The 14,256-nt window shown below is 66.1% G+C and carries 29 protein-coding genes; 16 read left to right on the top strand and 13 right to left on the bottom strand.

Features of this window, described 5'->3' with window-relative positions:
- Positions 1–34: 34 nt before the first annotated feature.
- The 7 genes from ACIGXM_RS14110 to ACIGXM_RS14080 all read left to right on the top strand — a co-directional run bounded on the left by ACIGXM_RS14110 (position 35) and on the right by ACIGXM_RS14080 (position 3,998).
- The gene (locus ACIGXM_RS14110; RefSeq protein ID WP_396560417.1) at positions 35–331 is read left to right on the top strand and encodes a stage V sporulation protein S; all 297 of its coding nucleotides are present in this window, start codon (positions 35–37) and stop codon (positions 329–331) included.
- A gap of 118 nt (positions 332–449) precedes the next feature.
- Positions 450–809, top strand: a complete 360-nt coding sequence (locus ACIGXM_RS14105) for a hypothetical protein (protein WP_396560415.1) — start codon at positions 450–452, stop codon at positions 807–809.
- Positions 809–1,366, top strand: coding sequence for a hypothetical protein (locus tag ACIGXM_RS14100; protein WP_396560413.1), 558 nt, complete (start codon positions 809–811; stop codon positions 1,364–1,366). Before ACIGXM_RS14105 ends, ACIGXM_RS14100 begins: the two co-directional genes overlap by 1 nt.
- Before the next feature lies 1 nt (position 1,367).
- The gene (locus ACIGXM_RS14095; protein WP_396560411.1) at positions 1,368–1,661 is read left to right on the top strand and encodes a hypothetical protein; all 294 of its coding nucleotides are present in this window, start codon (positions 1,368–1,370) and stop codon (positions 1,659–1,661) included.
- Positions 1,662–1,914: 253 nt separating this feature from the next.
- Positions 1,915–2,160, top strand: coding sequence for a hypothetical protein (locus ACIGXM_RS14090; RefSeq protein WP_396560409.1), 246 nt, complete (start codon positions 1,915–1,917; stop codon positions 2,158–2,160).
- A gap of 1 nt (position 2,161) precedes the next feature.
- Entirely contained in the window at positions 2,162–2,545 is a 384-nt protein-coding gene (locus ACIGXM_RS14085) for a hypothetical protein (RefSeq protein WP_396560407.1), read from the top strand.
- A 190-nt stretch (positions 2,546–2,735) separates the two neighbouring features.
- Entirely contained in the window at positions 2,736–3,998 is a 1,263-nt protein-coding gene (locus tag ACIGXM_RS14080; protein ID WP_396560405.1) for a hypothetical protein, read from the top strand.
- Between the two features lie 61 nt (positions 3,999–4,059).
- Here ACIGXM_RS14080 and ACIGXM_RS14075 read toward each other — a convergent pair whose 3' ends face one another.
- Positions 4,060–4,281: a hypothetical protein gene (locus ACIGXM_RS14075; RefSeq protein ID WP_396560403.1), complete on the bottom strand. Its 222-nt coding sequence runs from the start codon at positions 4,279–4,281 to the stop codon at positions 4,060–4,062.
- 434 nt (positions 4,282–4,715) lie between these two features.
- On the opposite strand from ACIGXM_RS14075, the gene ACIGXM_RS14070 reads away from it, so the two are divergent.
- From ACIGXM_RS14070 to ACIGXM_RS14030, 9 genes are all read left to right on the top strand, one after another.
- Positions 4,716–5,222 carry a hypothetical protein gene (locus ACIGXM_RS14070; RefSeq protein WP_396560401.1) on the top strand — a complete coding sequence of 169 codons (507 nt, stop codon included), beginning with the start codon at positions 4,716–4,718 and terminating at the stop codon, positions 5,220–5,222.
- 71 nt (positions 5,223–5,293) lie between these two features.
- A complete protein-coding gene (locus tag ACIGXM_RS14065; RefSeq protein ID WP_396560399.1) occupies positions 5,294–5,737 on the top strand; it encodes an HNH endonuclease signature motif containing protein in 444 nt (147 codons plus the stop codon).
- Positions 5,730–5,951, top strand: coding sequence for a hypothetical protein (locus ACIGXM_RS14060; protein ID WP_396560397.1), 222 nt, complete (start codon positions 5,730–5,732; stop codon positions 5,949–5,951). Before ACIGXM_RS14065 ends, ACIGXM_RS14060 begins: the two co-directional genes overlap by 8 nt.
- A complete protein-coding gene (locus tag ACIGXM_RS14055) occupies positions 5,944–6,243 on the top strand; it encodes a hypothetical protein (protein WP_396560395.1) in 300 nt (99 codons plus the stop codon). Before ACIGXM_RS14060 ends, ACIGXM_RS14055 begins: the two co-directional genes overlap by 8 nt.
- A 10-nt stretch (positions 6,244–6,253) precedes the next feature.
- Complete coding sequence (locus tag ACIGXM_RS14050) at positions 6,254–6,721, top strand: hypothetical protein (protein ID WP_396560393.1); 468 nt, start codon at positions 6,254–6,256, stop codon at positions 6,719–6,721.
- An 8-nt stretch (positions 6,722–6,729) separates the two neighbouring features.
- The gene (locus ACIGXM_RS14045) at positions 6,730–6,918 is read left to right on the top strand and encodes a hypothetical protein (RefSeq protein WP_396560391.1); all 189 of its coding nucleotides are present in this window, start codon (positions 6,730–6,732) and stop codon (positions 6,916–6,918) included.
- 65 nt (positions 6,919–6,983) lie between these two features.
- Entirely contained in the window at positions 6,984–7,169 is a 186-nt protein-coding gene (locus tag ACIGXM_RS14040) for a hypothetical protein (protein WP_396560390.1), read from the top strand.
- On the top strand, positions 7,166–8,572 hold the full coding sequence (locus tag ACIGXM_RS14035; RefSeq protein ID WP_396560388.1) for a hypothetical protein: 1,407 nt from the start codon (positions 7,166–7,168) through the stop codon (positions 8,570–8,572). Before ACIGXM_RS14040 ends, ACIGXM_RS14035 begins: the two co-directional genes overlap by 4 nt.
- Before the next feature lie 70 nt (positions 8,573–8,642).
- A complete protein-coding gene (locus tag ACIGXM_RS14030) occupies positions 8,643–9,020 on the top strand; it encodes a response regulator transcription factor (RefSeq protein WP_396560386.1) in 378 nt (125 codons plus the stop codon).
- Between the two features lie 7 nt (positions 9,021–9,027).
- On the opposite strand, the gene ACIGXM_RS14025 is transcribed toward ACIGXM_RS14030, so the two are convergent.
- From ACIGXM_RS14025 to ACIGXM_RS13970, 12 genes are all read right to left on the bottom strand, one after another.
- Positions 9,028–9,225: a hypothetical protein gene (locus tag ACIGXM_RS14025; RefSeq protein WP_396560384.1), complete on the bottom strand. Its 198-nt coding sequence runs from the start codon at positions 9,223–9,225 to the stop codon at positions 9,028–9,030.
- A gap of 17 nt (positions 9,226–9,242) precedes the next feature.
- Complete coding sequence (locus ACIGXM_RS14020; protein ID WP_396560382.1) at positions 9,243–9,527, bottom strand: hypothetical protein; 285 nt, start codon at positions 9,525–9,527, stop codon at positions 9,243–9,245.
- A gap of 312 nt (positions 9,528–9,839) precedes the next feature.
- Positions 9,840–10,373 (bottom strand): hypothetical protein, encoded by a 534-nt coding sequence (locus tag ACIGXM_RS14015; protein ID WP_396560380.1) that lies wholly within the window; start codon positions 10,371–10,373, stop codon positions 9,840–9,842.
- A 12-nt stretch (positions 10,374–10,385) separates the two neighbouring features.
- On the bottom strand, positions 10,386–10,907 hold the full coding sequence (locus tag ACIGXM_RS14010; protein WP_396560378.1) for a hypothetical protein: 522 nt from the start codon (positions 10,905–10,907) through the stop codon (positions 10,386–10,388).
- A gap of 10 nt (positions 10,908–10,917) precedes the next feature.
- Entirely contained in the window at positions 10,918–11,253 is a 336-nt protein-coding gene (locus ACIGXM_RS14005) for a hypothetical protein (RefSeq protein WP_396560376.1), read from the bottom strand.
- An 83-nt stretch (positions 11,254–11,336) separates the two neighbouring features.
- A complete protein-coding gene (locus ACIGXM_RS14000) occupies positions 11,337–12,074 on the bottom strand; it encodes a hypothetical protein (protein WP_396560375.1) in 738 nt (245 codons plus the stop codon).
- 79 nt (positions 12,075–12,153) lie between these two features.
- A complete protein-coding gene (locus ACIGXM_RS13995) occupies positions 12,154–12,510 on the bottom strand; it encodes a hypothetical protein (RefSeq protein ID WP_396560373.1) in 357 nt (118 codons plus the stop codon).
- A gap of 43 nt (positions 12,511–12,553) precedes the next feature.
- A complete protein-coding gene (locus tag ACIGXM_RS13990; RefSeq protein WP_396560371.1) occupies positions 12,554–12,724 on the bottom strand; it encodes a hypothetical protein in 171 nt (56 codons plus the stop codon).
- A gap of 8 nt (positions 12,725–12,732) precedes the next feature.
- The gene (locus ACIGXM_RS13985; RefSeq protein ID WP_396560369.1) at positions 12,733–12,969 is read right to left on the bottom strand and encodes a hypothetical protein; all 237 of its coding nucleotides are present in this window, start codon (positions 12,967–12,969) and stop codon (positions 12,733–12,735) included.
- A complete protein-coding gene (locus ACIGXM_RS13980) occupies positions 12,969–13,319 on the bottom strand; it encodes a hypothetical protein (protein WP_396560367.1) in 351 nt (116 codons plus the stop codon). The genes ACIGXM_RS13985 and ACIGXM_RS13980 overlap by 1 nt, the downstream gene beginning before the upstream one ends.
- Positions 13,320–13,325: 6 nt before the next feature.
- On the bottom strand, positions 13,326–13,508 hold the full coding sequence (locus tag ACIGXM_RS13975) for a 50S ribosomal protein L32 (protein ID WP_396560365.1): 183 nt from the start codon (positions 13,506–13,508) through the stop codon (positions 13,326–13,328).
- Between the two features lie 233 nt (positions 13,509–13,741).
- Entirely contained in the window at positions 13,742–14,077 is a 336-nt protein-coding gene (locus ACIGXM_RS13970) for a hypothetical protein (protein ID WP_396560363.1), read from the bottom strand.
- Positions 14,078–14,256: the final 179 nt, after the last annotated feature.

The following is a 14,256-nucleotide window of genomic DNA, read 5'->3' as shown; positions in this document are numbered from 1 at the left end:
TACGCTCCGCTCAGAGAGCATAAGGAGCGAACTCGTGGAGAATCAGGTCCAAGAAAAGATATTCCGGGTGAAGTCGACCACGTCGCCCCCGGAGCTGGGAAGCGCCATCGCCCACGCCATCAACGCCGGCCATCAGGTCGTGCTGAAGGCCGTGGGCGCTGGTGCTGTCAACCAGGCCGTCAAGTCGATCCCCATCGCACAATCCTTCGTCGCTTCCTACGGAACCGACCTCGTCCAGAGGATCTCGTTCTTCCACGGGTACACGACCCGCGAAGGTGATGACAGCGGCGAGCTTATGGGGATCGCCATTCGCGTATCGGCGAATATCTAGCCCCGAAAATTCACCCCTACACTGCCGGTGGACTCGCTCACTCCTCTATTCGGACACGTATCGGCTGCCCTCCTTCGACGATCCGGAGTCCGACTGGACAGTAGAGGAGTGAGCGAGCATGACCGAGCACGGCCACTGGAGCCCGCCCAACCGGGGCCTTGCCGACCCGCTGCGGGCCATCCCGAGCACCGGGGCCTACGGCGCCGGCCAGCAGACCTGCCACGCCCAGGTGGTGCGCCCCGAGGCGGGCGAGAGCACGAGCCGCAGGCGCTCCGGCGGTGCGGACCCGACGATCGAGGACCAGTCGCACCGGCGCAACGTGCTGCTCGGCTCCGACCGCTACGGCCCGGCCGGGCAGGTTCAGGTCCGGCGGGCGTTCGCTGACCCCACCGCCTCCGGGAAGAGCATGCGGCGCATGCCCTCCGCGTTCGGTCCTCAGGACTCGTTCCGAGGCGGCGAGATGGACGGGACGCGCTGATGGCCGGCGCCAACAGCAACCTGGTCTACAACCCGCCCTACCAGGCCCCAGCGGGCGGTGGCGGTGTCACCTACTCCGGCGGCGGTGGCGGCCTGCTCCTCAGCGGGGCGCGCGACATCCTGGACGCCCGCCGCATGATGGAGACCGGTCACGTCCCGACAGCCGCCTACCCTGATGGCTACCTCGGCACGCTCGGGGGTGGGGACCGGCGCGAGGACCGGCTCCTGGGCGCCGTCGCGAACCGCGCTACCCAGCGCTCCTACCAGCGCGGCGTCCACAAGGGCGAGAGGATCGACCCGGCCGACTACTACTGGACCGAGCAGGTCAATCCCGCCGCCGCGCTCATCGCGCAGGCCGAGGGCCGCAAGTGGACCCAGCAGGGCTCAACAATCGGCGCACCCCTGGTGAATGACGGCAAGTCGGCGACGCTCGTCTCCAGCCAGGCCCGGTTCGCGACAGCGGAGCGCGTTTACTCCCAGGAGACGACGCCGCCGTTCACCTCGTACGACGCGCAGCGCAGGGCGCAGCTCATGCGGTTCAAGCCGGATTGGACCTGAGATGGACCAGCAGAACTCCGTCTACCAGCCGCGCCCCTGGTCCACGCTCCAGGAGCAGCAGGTCACGACCTACCTGTCGGAGTGGATCGGGATGCCGACGGCGGACATCCGGCGTATCGCGCCGCCGATCCCCAACATCGGAAGGCGCCCGGCTCGCTTCGGGTACCGCTCGCATGTGCTCGGGATCAACGACATCGCCCGGCTCGATGACGTCTACCCCGGCGCACGGGTCGACTACAGCCAGCGCCAGTCCGGCTATTCCGCCACGCAGACACCGTCAATCGGGGGTTACTGATGCCGAAGAAGACCAGGGCCACCGACCGCCGGGGACACGGCGTCGGCGACAACGTGGGAACCACCATCAGCGCCAAATCCAACCTTCAGGACCGGCGGAAGGCCGGGGCATACGCGCCCTCGGCTCCCTCGGCCGGCTCCGCCTCCACCGAGTTCGCGGCCGGCGTCGCAGCGGGTCGCCCCCAAGGCAGCGGAGCCACCCTGGGGCAGGCGAAGTCCCGGACCATGAGCGCGCCGCGAAAGCTGGGAATGGCATGAGTTACCCGAAGCAGCGGAACTGGAGCGACGACCTCAATGCCGGCCTGACCGACGGAACGTGGAAGAAGACTGTCCGCGAGCGCGGTGGCGTCGTGGAACCCACAACGCCGCGCGAGCGCGCCACGCTCGCAGACACCTGGTACGGCATCCACGAGAAGCCGGTCAAAACGGACCCCTTCGGCCGTGAGATCACCACCCCGGACACCTACACCGGCGGTCCGGTCACCTACCCCGGAGCCTGACATGGCGCTCACCCACCCGTTCCGGTGCGACGAGGCGAGGCAGAACGTCGTCGGACTCGGCCTGGCGCTCACCGCGCTCGGGAGCTCGATCTACGGGCAGGCGCAGCCCACGTTCGGCTTCTCCGGGCCAGGTGTCGACGTGATTCTCTCCGCATGGACCTTGGTCGGCTACCTCACGGCGCTTCTTGCGCTGCTCTCGGTCCTCGCCCACCGCAACAACACGGGCTACCGCATCAGCGGGCTGTATTTCATGATCGCCGCCGGCCTCACGCTCAGCAGCCCCAACCCGACCCCGACCAGTGTCGGCACGAGTGTGCTGTACCTGGGTTTCGCCGTCATCGGGTACGGCACCTGGCTCATCTCGCGCGAGCGGGCCTACCCGTGAGTCTCCTCGATCTGGGACCAGACGTGGTCTCCATCCTGGTCGGCGCCGTGAGTGTGGTGGTCACCCGGCTGCTCGACACCTACCTTCCCGGGAAGGTCGAGCCCGCGTGCCTCCCAGGTCGCTGCTGGCTACTGCAAAGACCCCCACTCCCGGCGGCTCCGCCCGCTGGCCCCATCGCGACGGAGGACCGATGACCACGCCGATCTGGAATCTGGAAACCAACTCGGATCTGACGGCCGAGCCGGGATCCGCCGCCGGCAACACCACGTTCCCGCCGGAGACCGCCGCCCAGCGCATCGCGGCGCGCCCATCCAACTACGGAAAGCCCTTCGTGCCCCCCACCCCGATCTGGGGCGTCGATGGGTCGGGCAACCCCACGAACGGGGGCTTCATCACTCCGACTTCGTTTCAGCTGTTCTGGCACAGCAACATCGGCCAGATCCCGGCCGGCTCGAAAATGCCCCCGCTCCCACCGACCGCCAGCGCCGACCCCAACAACCTCGGCTCCAAGGGCATCGACAGCATCGGCATCGGCGGCCACAACATCTACATCAACGGTGCCGCCAACCCGAGCCTGTTCATCCGAGGATCCAAGCTGAACACCGTGGTCACCGGGTACTGGAGCACCGCCACCCCGCCTGTGTGGACTCCTGTGGCCCCCTCCACCACCTACTTCGTGCGAGTCGAGCCGGTGGACACGACCCTGGTCGCCACCGGAAACCTCAGCGCGACCCTCAGTGTCACCACCCCGGCCGCGACGACCACGAGCCAGCAGGTCACCACGCCCCCGGGGCCTCCCGGCGGCGTCACCCTGGTCGCCCCGCTGCCCGTCATCACCTCCAGCGCCGGCGGCCCGATCGAGATCACCTGGAACCGCATCAGCACCGCCACCGGATACGAGGTCTGGGACAACAACACGCCCGGCGACGACCTCCAGCCCGACCCCAGCAGGCCGGGGTTCTTCATCGGTGACACCCTCATCGTCGGGAGCATTGCCCAACCCGCCCTGCCGGCCACCGCCGTGACCGTCTACACCCCCAACTACACGGTGCCCAGGACCCCGTTCCGCATCAGGGTCCGCAGCATCAAGACGGACTCGAACGGCACCGCGTACTCCGCGTTCTCGCCCACCATGTACGGCACGATCCCCGCCGCCCTCGCCGCCCCCGCAGCGCCAGCGGCCCCGACCCTCGGCGGCACCATCACCGCCGGCCTGGTCCACCTGGACCTCACCGAGCCCGCCGTCTCCCCCACCGCCGGGCCGCCGGAGTGGTACGCCGTGTACGACGGCACCAAGCGTGTCGCGCTCCTCAACGCCCCGCTGGGAACCGCCCCGCAGGTCACCCTTCAGTACGCGGTCAGCCAGGCGTACTCGTTCACCGTCGTCTGCGGCAACTCGCTGGGCGTCTCGCCCGCGAGCGCGGCCCTGGCCGGCACCACGCCGGCCACCTGACCGTAGACTCGAACGGTGGGGGCTCCCAATTGAGGTGGGAGCCCCCGCAGTCGTTCCAGCGTCAAGCGTCCACGGCCACGTTGATCACGTCCAGCTGGAGATTCAGTTCGTCGGACTCGCCGTCGGGGTGCTCGACGCAGTGCTCGGACTGGTCCCACTCCTCCAGGAAGAAGCTGTTGAGCTGCTGGAGGAACTCCTCCATGTCGCCGGCCTTCACCCTGCCGCCGTCGGTGAGGGTGAGCGTGGCCGTGAGGGTGAGCTTGAGTTCTTGCTGCTTGGGCATGTTGAAGCAACTCCTTTTGAGGGATGGGTATTTGAGATGCCGGCGAATCCGACACGAGGAACACTACGGTCTCGCGCCGCGCAACTCCACCAGGCCGCATTTCGGCCGCACTGCCTCCGAGTCGGGCTTTCTTCCTTCGATCGGGGCCTGATCCCCCACGGGTGCCCCCTCACGCCTTCCCTCGCTGCACTCGCGAACGAGCGCAGCGAGGAAAACGCACCCCGCAGTTCGTCACCCTTCTCTATAACGAATAGGTAACATCTCAGCTCGCTGGAGATCACCCGGTCGACGCGCTGTGGATCCACCCAAGGACGGGGCGGCTGGCGCATCGTAAATTCGGCAACAAAATCTCTTCGTTCATTCTCAGTACGGGACTCCCTGCGCCGCCTGGAGCTTCTGGCAGTCCCACTACTGGTACTGAGAGGGAGAGTCGGTTGGCCACCATTCGGATCCTGATATGCCGGGACTGCCAAAGCACCGAGACGCTGCCTCCCTACGAGGGCAACCCGCGTGACGACACCACCCTCGAATACGCCGTCTCCCGGCACCAGTATCCCAACGGGGAAAGGCACTTCGGGCGGCTCTACGGCCCCGTCGAGGCCGGGGTCTGGGAGAACCGCGAGGCCCGCGAGGAGATCCTCAAGCAGCTCTGGCAGCGAGAAGGCCACACCGGCATGGAGCCGTGGGTCTATCAGGCAGTAGACACCTTGAAGGCCGACGCCATGCAGTGCTGGCGCAGCAGGCATCGCCCAGAGACCTGCTCGGACTTCCACTCGGACCGGAAGCTGCTCGTGCCCCCCACTGCCGGCGACCGCAAGGCGGAGGGCATGGCGAAGTGGGACAAGCGGAACCCAGGCGCTCAGCGGTACCTGTGCGACTACTGCCCGATCCGCAGCGTGAACGAGCAGCTGGTACGGCGCAAGAGGGGGCTCTACGAATGAGCGGGCCCCGCGTACACCGGAGGCTCCCCCAGACCGAGCCCAGGCCCACCGCGAAGTCCTGGGCGTGGCAGGTGCGCTTCTTCGAGAAAGTCGACAAGGGCTCGGAATTCGACGCCTGCTGGATCTGGAAGGGTGCAATAGACGAGGACGGCTACGGAAAATTCCGCATGCCGGACAAGAGCGTCAAGGGCACGCACATCATCTCCTGGGAGCTCGCCAACAACCGCACGGTTCCCAAGGGCTGGCACGTCGACCACCTGTGCCGAATACGGGCCTGCTGCAACCCGGACCACCTGGAAGCAGTGGAACATTCGGAGAACGTTCGGAGAGGAACCTCCTTTGCCGCCAAGAACGCCGCAAAAACACACTGCCCCCGAGGTCACGAATTCACGGCGGAGAACACACGGTGGCACCACAACAGCAGGGAGTGCATCACCTGCATCCGCCAGCGGGACCGGCAGCGGCGCCAAGCGCAGCGCGCAGAGCGGGAGTTCGACAGCGCGCGAGGTGACTGACCTCCAACTGCCCGTGGACGTCTACGTACGCCGAGCCGCCGGCATCTACCTGCACTCAGCCCTCGACACTCTCGGCAGCGTCCGGGCGGACCTCGAACGCACCAAGTCCGCGCCCTGGCTGACCCCCACGCTCACGGACGCCATTGACCAGATCACCTCGGCGCTCAGCGTTCTCGGCCGCGCCCAGGACCACCAGGAGGACCGCCATGTCTGATCGCCAGCACACCGAGGCTCCGCGTAAGGTCACCACGGCCTTCCTGATCCTCCAGACCGAACAAGGCGAGTGGGAGGCCACCCCCGACCTCGACATGCCGCTCCAGCCGAGCCGCCCGGCCAGCGTGTCCGACATGAAGCACGGCGCCGCCGAAGTCGTGTCCGACATTGAGGCAAGCAAGATCGCCGCCATGGCCGCCCAGCTCACGATCCAGCAGCAGATGCAAATGGCCGCCTCCATCCGCAACCGGGCCGAGGAACAGGCCATCCGCAGCAAGCTCGTGATGCCCTGAGTGTCGTGCCGTGCTGACCGTCGTCATGGTCCTCGAAGGCGTCCTGCGGATGGGCGGCAGTGACGCCCAGATTGAGACCGGCTGGGCCCTCTACCAGGCCCTCGCACGCAACTCCCGCCTCTACGTCCTCAGCCACGAGTGGCCCGAGGACGAGATGTCCACCTGGATGCGCCAGCGCAACTTGACCGGGCACCTCGCCTACCTCCACTCCCCGGACCCAGGCCCCCAAGGGCGCCTGGACACCCTCCGACGCATCCGCAGCTGGCGCGTCAGCCTCGTGATCGAGCCCGACCCCAGCTGCGCCGCCGCCGAGATCGCCGACGGATGGAACACCCTCCTCCACACGCACGCCCTGTACACGAGGCCTGAGTGGCGCCCCGACCACACCGGTTCACCCCGCCCCTGGGACGCGCTCACCGAGGAGATAGAGCGCCAGCAGACCATGCGCCTTTCCGACCACCGCCTGCACGACGAATAGAGGGCGCTATGGCCATGAGCCGCAAACACTACCGGGAAACCGCCGCGATCCTCAGGCACGCGGCGCAGAGCACCACCACAATCGACCAGCTCGACGTCCTCCGCGAGATCGCCGAAGGCGTGGCCAGAATGTTCAAAGGCGACAATCCCCGCTTTGACCGGCAGCGCTTCATGGACGCCGTCTTCGAGGACATCTAGGCGCCGGCACACCACGGGACCGCGCCAATCGAACCCCTGACCCATCGAAGGGAAGCGTCATCGCTATGCGCCGAAAGCACCACCGGCAGGCCGCCCGGATCCTCAAGCAGTCGCTTCGCCTGACGCTCACCATTGACGAAATCGACTCCGTCGCCCACATCGCCGACGTCCTGGCTACTCTCTTCGCGCGCCACAACGCCAAGTTCGACCGGCAGAGTTTCATGGACGATATCTTCAGGGAGTCCGCGTGAAATTCTTCTACGGCGGCGCCGAAATCCCCAGCCACCGGCAGCTCCTCGGGCAGCTGGAGATACCGCAGGTCGCACTCTCGTACATGGGGCTGCGCCGGCGAAACAAGCTCACCAAGCCCTGGCTAGTTTCCGAGAATTTCACGGCCGGCCAGGAGGTACTCATCGACTCCGGATGTCACACGCTCAATCGTGAGGGCGTGGAGGTCGCGGAGTCCGAGATCGCCGAGCTCGCCGAGATCTACGACTCGTTCATCGGCCAGAACTTGGACAGCATCGAGGCGTACACCGAATTCGACGCACTTGCTATGGGGCGGGGATGGATCGAAGAGCGTCGATCCGCGCTGGACCCCGACAGGGCCATCGTGGTGTGGCACGAGGAGTGGGGGGTCGATGAGCTCCGCAGGATGGCCGACACCTACCCCTACATCGCCGTAGGGCAGGGCACCTGCGGAGATCGGGACATCGTCCCGATCCTGCGCACGCTCTCGCGGCAAGGCCGGCTGCACGGCATGGGCTTCAGCAGCCCGCCGCTGATGATCGCGGCGAGCTGGTACTCCGTCTCGTCCACCACCTGGCTGTCCGCCGCCCAGCACGGCGAAACCTTCGTGTGGGCCGGGCACGAGCTCAAGAGGTACCCGAACAGATACAAGGGGCAGGCACGCAAGCGCCACCGGACGCTTTTCGAGAGCATCGGCCTGGACCCCGCGCTGATCGAGAAGGACGACCCGACTGAGAACTTGAAGCTCAGTCTCTGGTCGTGGCAGCAGCAGATCGCCTACATTTCGCAGCGCCACGGCCAGGGAGTAACTGCAAGCGATGAAGCGGGTACATCGGAAAGTGCGGAAAGTTCCTGGGGGGTAGTTGAGGCGACAGCCCCGGAGACGGCGAACGAGGGGGCAACTACACCCTCCACCAAACGGGTGAAGAAAGTGCTTCCGGGACTGGAGATGGAAGCCTTCACTCACCGATACACGGACCCCGAGGACGGGGAGCGAAAGACCCGGACGGAGTACCGCGCGACAGCGGTCGACCTCAACATCCGGGTCTGCGATGGCTGCTTTCTCGCCAACAAATGCCCCGAGTATCAGCCCGGGGAATCCTGCGCCTATGAGATCCCGATCAAGGTCAGGACCAAAGAGCAATACATCGCACTCTTGGATTCGCTCATCGCCATGCAGGCGGCCCGAGTCTTCAGTATGCGCATGTCAGAGGAGGTGGAGGGCGGGTACGCCGATCCGAACCTCAGCCAGGAAATGGACCGCATGGCCCGCTTCGTGAAACTGAAGGCCGATATCGAAGAGGCCGGATTCTCCTTTTCCATGAAGGTCCAGCAGAAGGGCGAGGCCCAGATCGGAATTATCAGCAGGCTCTTCGGAAAAGAGGCTGGGGGGTCCCCGCCCTGACCACAGCGGGGACAGTGTCAGCAGAGGAAGCCCTCGGTCAGATGGGCGTTGTCGATGCCGAGGTCGTGGAGTGACGGAGCAACTCCGTCGGCTCACCGCCCACCAGCACACCATCCTCCAGCGCGTTGCCGACGGCCACACCTACGCCGAGATCGCCCGCGAGCTGACCATGACTGAGAAAGGCCTCCAAGCCGGAGTCCGGCGCGTCCTGGTCAAGCTCGGCGCCCGCAACGCACCGCACGCCGTCCACATCGCCCACCAGGCCGGCCTCCTCGGCCACCGACCCGAGCGCCACGGCGACCACGCCGGCTACGCGCGCCACGTCCGAGCCGGCGAGGACCCCCGTGAGTGCCCTCTGGGCTGCCACGCCGCAGAACTCGCCTACCGAGCGAGCCGCCGCGCAGCTCGCACAGCTTCGAAGACCAGCTCCAAGTTACCGAGAAGGTAAGGTAAGGCTACTCGCTCCAGCTCTTCGGGAAGTTGCCGGCGGTCAGGAAGAGATCCTCCGTCGCACACGCGACTTCCTCGTTCGTTAGGTCGAAAAGCACCACCGGGTTCTCCCCGTCAAAGCCGACCACCTCCCCGAAGCGAGTCGGGCGCCCCTCCTCCTCCCAGGCCACGCGGTCGCCCTTCTCAAAGTCATCTGTGTCCACGCGGTAGTTCCTGAGACTCACTCCGCACCCTCTCGCAGCTTGGCGTCCCACTCGGCCCACCAAGCCGGCCTCTCCTTCGTGCCGTTCCGGATCGCCTCCATGTTGGCCGCGATCCGCCGTAGCCCATCACCGACGGGGTCTTGACCCGGCACCTGGGGCGAGTCGGGGTCCTGGGACGCCTTGAGTACCTCCGCAGGGCCAGCCTCGACGTCCAATTCCGACGAAACCTTGCCCAGCAGCTCCGCCCTGACGGCGGCCAGCAGCTCGTCAAGCTCCTCGTCGGTGCGCGGCTCTTCGTCCATGTCACTCCTCTGGTCGTGCAAACGGTACGAGCGTAGAACCCGGCGTGCTACCACGGACGAAAACTTCGGGGAAGCTGTCCACTCCGGTAGGCGATGACCCCGAGTACGACAAGGGCGGCGACGGTACCGAGGACCCAGAGGGCTTTCTGAATCCGTTCGAACATGAAGCCTCCTGCGTGCGGGCATGACGAAGGCCCCCGCTCCGCGTGGGAGCGAGGGCCCGGAAACGACGAAAGCCCCCGCCAAAGCGGGGGCCGGTGTACGGGGAAAGTCAGTGCGCCGCGCTGGCGGTGTAGTAGTCCGACGCGGATGTCATCGCTGGTCGCGCTCCGTGCTCTCACCCCGGCGGCCCATGAACAGGGCCTTCAGCTGTTCAGCAGCAGCGGCGCTGTCCGGTTCGTCGATACCTACCTCCTCCAGCACGATTCCGGCCCGGCTGACGACCACCGAGGCGCCTGTCCCGAACAGCTCAAGAAGCGCCGACATATAGGCGCTGTCCCTGACAACTTGTTCGAGTTGGGCGGCCAAGGCGTGGAGCGGGGTCGGCCGGCTCTGGAACACGCGGCCGAGTGTCGGGTGATCGGCGGCAAAGAGGCGCAGCTCGCGGCGGGCGCGGCCGGCATCGTGGACGGTCCGCAGCCAGACATCACGAACGTCCCAGATCCCGTGGTCGCTCTCAAGGGGCAGCGCCACCTGGGTCCAACCGAACTCCGCGATCTCCTCGTGCTCCAGGAGTGGGGTGAGCTTCTCGGAGAGCTCCTCAACAGTGCGCTGAGCCACCCAGGGGCTCGGCTCGATCCCGGTGATCGGGAGCTGATGGAACGACGTGATCTTGTGCTCGGCCATGACTGCGTCCTCTCAGTCCTCGTCGGTCTCGAATTCGGGAAGCCGATCGCGCAGCCTCAACGACATCGGGCTCCCGTCTCGTGTGTACAGCTCTCGCAGGTGCTCGACCTCGGCGGTACTGAAGTAGAGCGTGTGATGGCCCATGCAACCCATCAGGTCCGTCTCACCGTTCTTCCACTCGTGCAGGAGCGGCATGAGCTGTGCCAAGAGCTTCTGCTCGGGCCTGGGTGCCATCACGATCGTCTCGGCTGCGACTACGCGGGTGTCGGTGTTCGTCGCCGCGTCGTAGAACGCACTGAGCAGATGCCGCTCTTCCGGCATGAAGGACACGCCACGGTGCACGACGGCGCGAACGTTGAACTCCGCGACCTCCGAGGCAAGGTGCTCGAAGGCAGCATCCTCCTCATCGGCCATGTCGATGAACCAGCGGTCGACCTTGAGGCCGGACCACTTCTCCAGCTTCGCCTTCTCGCCCTCCACGTCCTCGGCGAACATCTGCCCCATGTAGCCGGCAACGTACTGTTCCTTCGGCAAGATCGTCTCCTTAGTTCGTGTTCGCAGGGGGCTCGAAGCCGCGCGGAACGAAGTTGCACAGCACGAAGTACGACGGCTCCGGGTTGTCCCACATGCACCAGACGATCTCGAAATCTTCGCCGATCGACTGGAGGTAAGCCCGAGCCATAACGACCGCCGGCCACTTGGGGCCCACGTCATATGCCCACGCCCAGTCCCAGCGCGGCGGCCGGTTCTCCGCATCCGCCCAGCGGTCGGTGTAGTTCTCAAAGAGATCAGGCTGGGTGGCCCACGAGCCCTCCGCCCACGGGTACGCTGCATCGCTCAGGCGCTCGAAGTCGTGTTCGCTCAGCTCGATGGTGATCATTGCGGAATCCTCTCGGGGGCAATCGGTCCGAGCCTAGGGGTTGAGTCCGACAGTCCGGGCGCAGATCGCCCGGACCTAGCGGCCTACGCGGCTACAGCGGCTTCCTCCCGCAACCGCAGCTCGCGCAGCGTCAACGGGTACCTGACCCAGTTCCGCTGCTCCTTGAGAAAGGCGTAGTCGCCGCGCTGGGCGCGGAACGACTCCTCGAACGCCTCCATCTCGGCGTAGCGGTCGGGGAAGACGCGCAGCGTGCGCAGCCACTGGGCCTTGCCTGCCCTCACACAACACCCGCCGCAGTTGTTGTGCTCATAGTCCAGCGAGTAGAGCCGAGGCGGCTCCACCCCAAGCGAGCGCGCCTCATCGAGCAGCTCGGCCTTCGACCGCTTCGGCTCCCACTTGGAGCACAACGGGTAGGAGGTCCGCCACGGCCGCCAGCCCCGTGCGATGGCCGGGATCCGCCGCCGGTCGCGTTCGCTGGAGTCGATCCCGATGTACAGCACGGTGTCGGCGGGGTGAGTGTTGGCCTTCAGCCACTTCCGGCACGGCATGATCTTCAATGCCTTGCTGCATGGCGCGATTCGGTTATTGCCCAAGAACTGCTTGTCAGCGAACACCTCCAGCGGGTTCCGCCCGTCCGTCACCTTCGTCAGCGGCACACCGAGCAGCTGGCTCGTGTCATCGGCGAACCGCCAGAGGTCCTCGTCCTCGAACTTCGTGTCGGCGATCAGCAGCACCATGTCCTTGGTGCCGTGCCGCTCCGCGACGCGGACGGCCGCAGCGAACGAACCTATGCCACCGCTGAACTGGATCACGTGCTTCATAGATGTCTCCTTCTCGAATGGTGCTGGACATGGCGAGGCCCCCGCCTCATGAGGAAGCGGGGGCTGGGGAAGGACGTGGCTACTTGACGTCCACGTTGCGCCAGAGTTCGTTCTCGGACGCCTGGGAGCCCAGGAGGTTGTGCTTCAGATAGTCCCCGACGTCCTTGTGGACCTTCTCCACGGGCACGTTGTACTCGTGGGCCCAGGCCGCCTGGTCCATCTCGATCGAGACGGCGTAGCGGAGGGTGGTGTCCTTGGCGCTCGGCCGGTGTGGCCGGTAGCGCTTGATCGTCATCTGGGCCGTGTGGTCCGGCGAGTTGGAGATGATCAAGTCCTGCGCCCACTTCAGGTGCGCGCCGCCGTTGCACACCTCGAAGTGCCGGACCGTGTCGGCGATCACGGCCTCGATGGTGTAGTTGGCTTCCTTACCGCACACGGGGTGCATGCACGTCATGCTGCTCGTTCTCCGTGGGTAGTTGTCAGCGGACGCGGGTCACCATGGCCAGCAAGAAGCCTGAGCATAGGACCCCGTCGCTGTCGTAGCCGTCGAAGTGGCCGTCGGCGTCCAGCTCGGTGACGACCACACAGCCGCTCTCGAAAGGGGTGTCGAACACGGCGCCGGGGGTGATCTGGTCGGGGGTGATCTCCATGGGCGTCGTCAGCCCTCAGATCGCATCTTGCGGACCCGCCGCTTCAGCTGCTCGATGGCCGGCGTCGACATCTCGGTGCCCCAGTCGAGCCCCCGGCCGTCGCCCATCCCGTACTTCTCCATGCGCTCCAGGACGTTCTCCCAGTCGATACGGGTGTTCTGGTACCAGCCGTCGCAGATCTCGAAGGCCATCTCCACGAGTTCGTCGGTGACGTCGTCCTTCTTGACGGGTGTGTAGTCGTCCATCACGGTGCCCCTCTCTTGCTCGATTTCTCTACCTCGTCCGGCTCGATCTCCACGATGGCGTTCAGGGCCCGTCCGAACCGTAGCGCGAGGCTCCGACCGTGGTCCGCGTGGTCGGCGTAGCCCCGGCATATCGCCGGAGCCGGCGTTCCCAGCGTCTTATGGCACACCACGTGCCCCTCTTTCTCGCGGGCCTCGCGGATCATGCTCGCAACTCGCCCCGGCTCAAGGTCCATCAGATTCCCGGGGCGGAGGATGCACGTACTGCACAACTTCGAGCAGAGGCGCACGATGCCGGCCTCCGGGTCGGCCACGTCCTTGTACAGCCCCGCGTCATCGGCTTCCAGCTCCATACTGGATCAGATCTCTGCCGGCTTACCCGCACCGCAGTGCGGGCACTCGGAGTGCGGATACTTCTCCTTACGGCAGTTCGAGCACTCCTCCATGAGCTCGGCCCGGATCGCAAGTTCGAGCAGGGTCGCGCCTTCCTCCGCCGTCTCCACGGCGCCGAGGAGGATGTTGAGAGTCTCGCGGTGGCTCATGGTTCTCCTGGTCTGAAATCGGCCGACGCCCCACACCGTAGCGGCGCGGGGCGTCGGAGGTCTGGGGTTGCTACTACTTGCTGAGCGCGGGCTCGAAGCTGATAGAGGCGCGAAAAATTGGGCGGGAGCCCTCCCAGCCCCCACAGCGGGGCTCCAAGGTTCCGGCGTCACCGAGCGTGGAGGACAAAGCAGGACATCTTAGACACGCTCACCGGCCGGAGACCGGCTTGGCGTCACTTACCGTCCTCAAGGGTCTCGTAGGCCCCCACGAGGGCGGCGTCGAACTTGTCGTGGAGGCTATTGCTCCACTCCTTCCTCGTTGCCAGCCTGTCAGCTCGAAAAGCTGCGAATTCGATGTCCTTGTACGCGGACCGCCGGATGGGGAGCGCCCGGGCGTTCTCCTCGGAGTACGAGTCCAGGTACTCCACGACCGCCCGGAGGATCTGCGCCGCCGCCTCGAAGGTGAGCTCCCCAGACACCGGACGGTCGAGCTCGACGCCCGATCGCGGGACGATGCAGTCGGCGATGATGTCGCGCTGGTAGGCCTGGAGAATCTCGCTTGCGGGCACAGGCGGCAACCTCTCGAATTGATCGTGTTGGCGGCACGGGCTGCGCCGAATGGCGCACACGTCGCAGCCTATTGGCAGGGGGACACCGGGCGTGCCCCACGGGGGATCTGTCACGGTTTGTCCCTTCGCCCCATGGGGCCTCAGGGTCAGCACCAAGTCAGCACCGGTACACGCGATTT

Origin of the sequence: Kitasatospora sp. NPDC052896, from assembly GCF_044547075.1 — a bacterium.
In the GTDB taxonomy this organism is placed as follows: Bacteria; Actinomycetota; Actinomycetes; order Streptomycetales; family Streptomycetaceae; genus Kitasatospora.
Note: the sequence above shows the minus strand (reverse complement) of the source record. Positions and strands in the feature narration are given on the sequence as shown.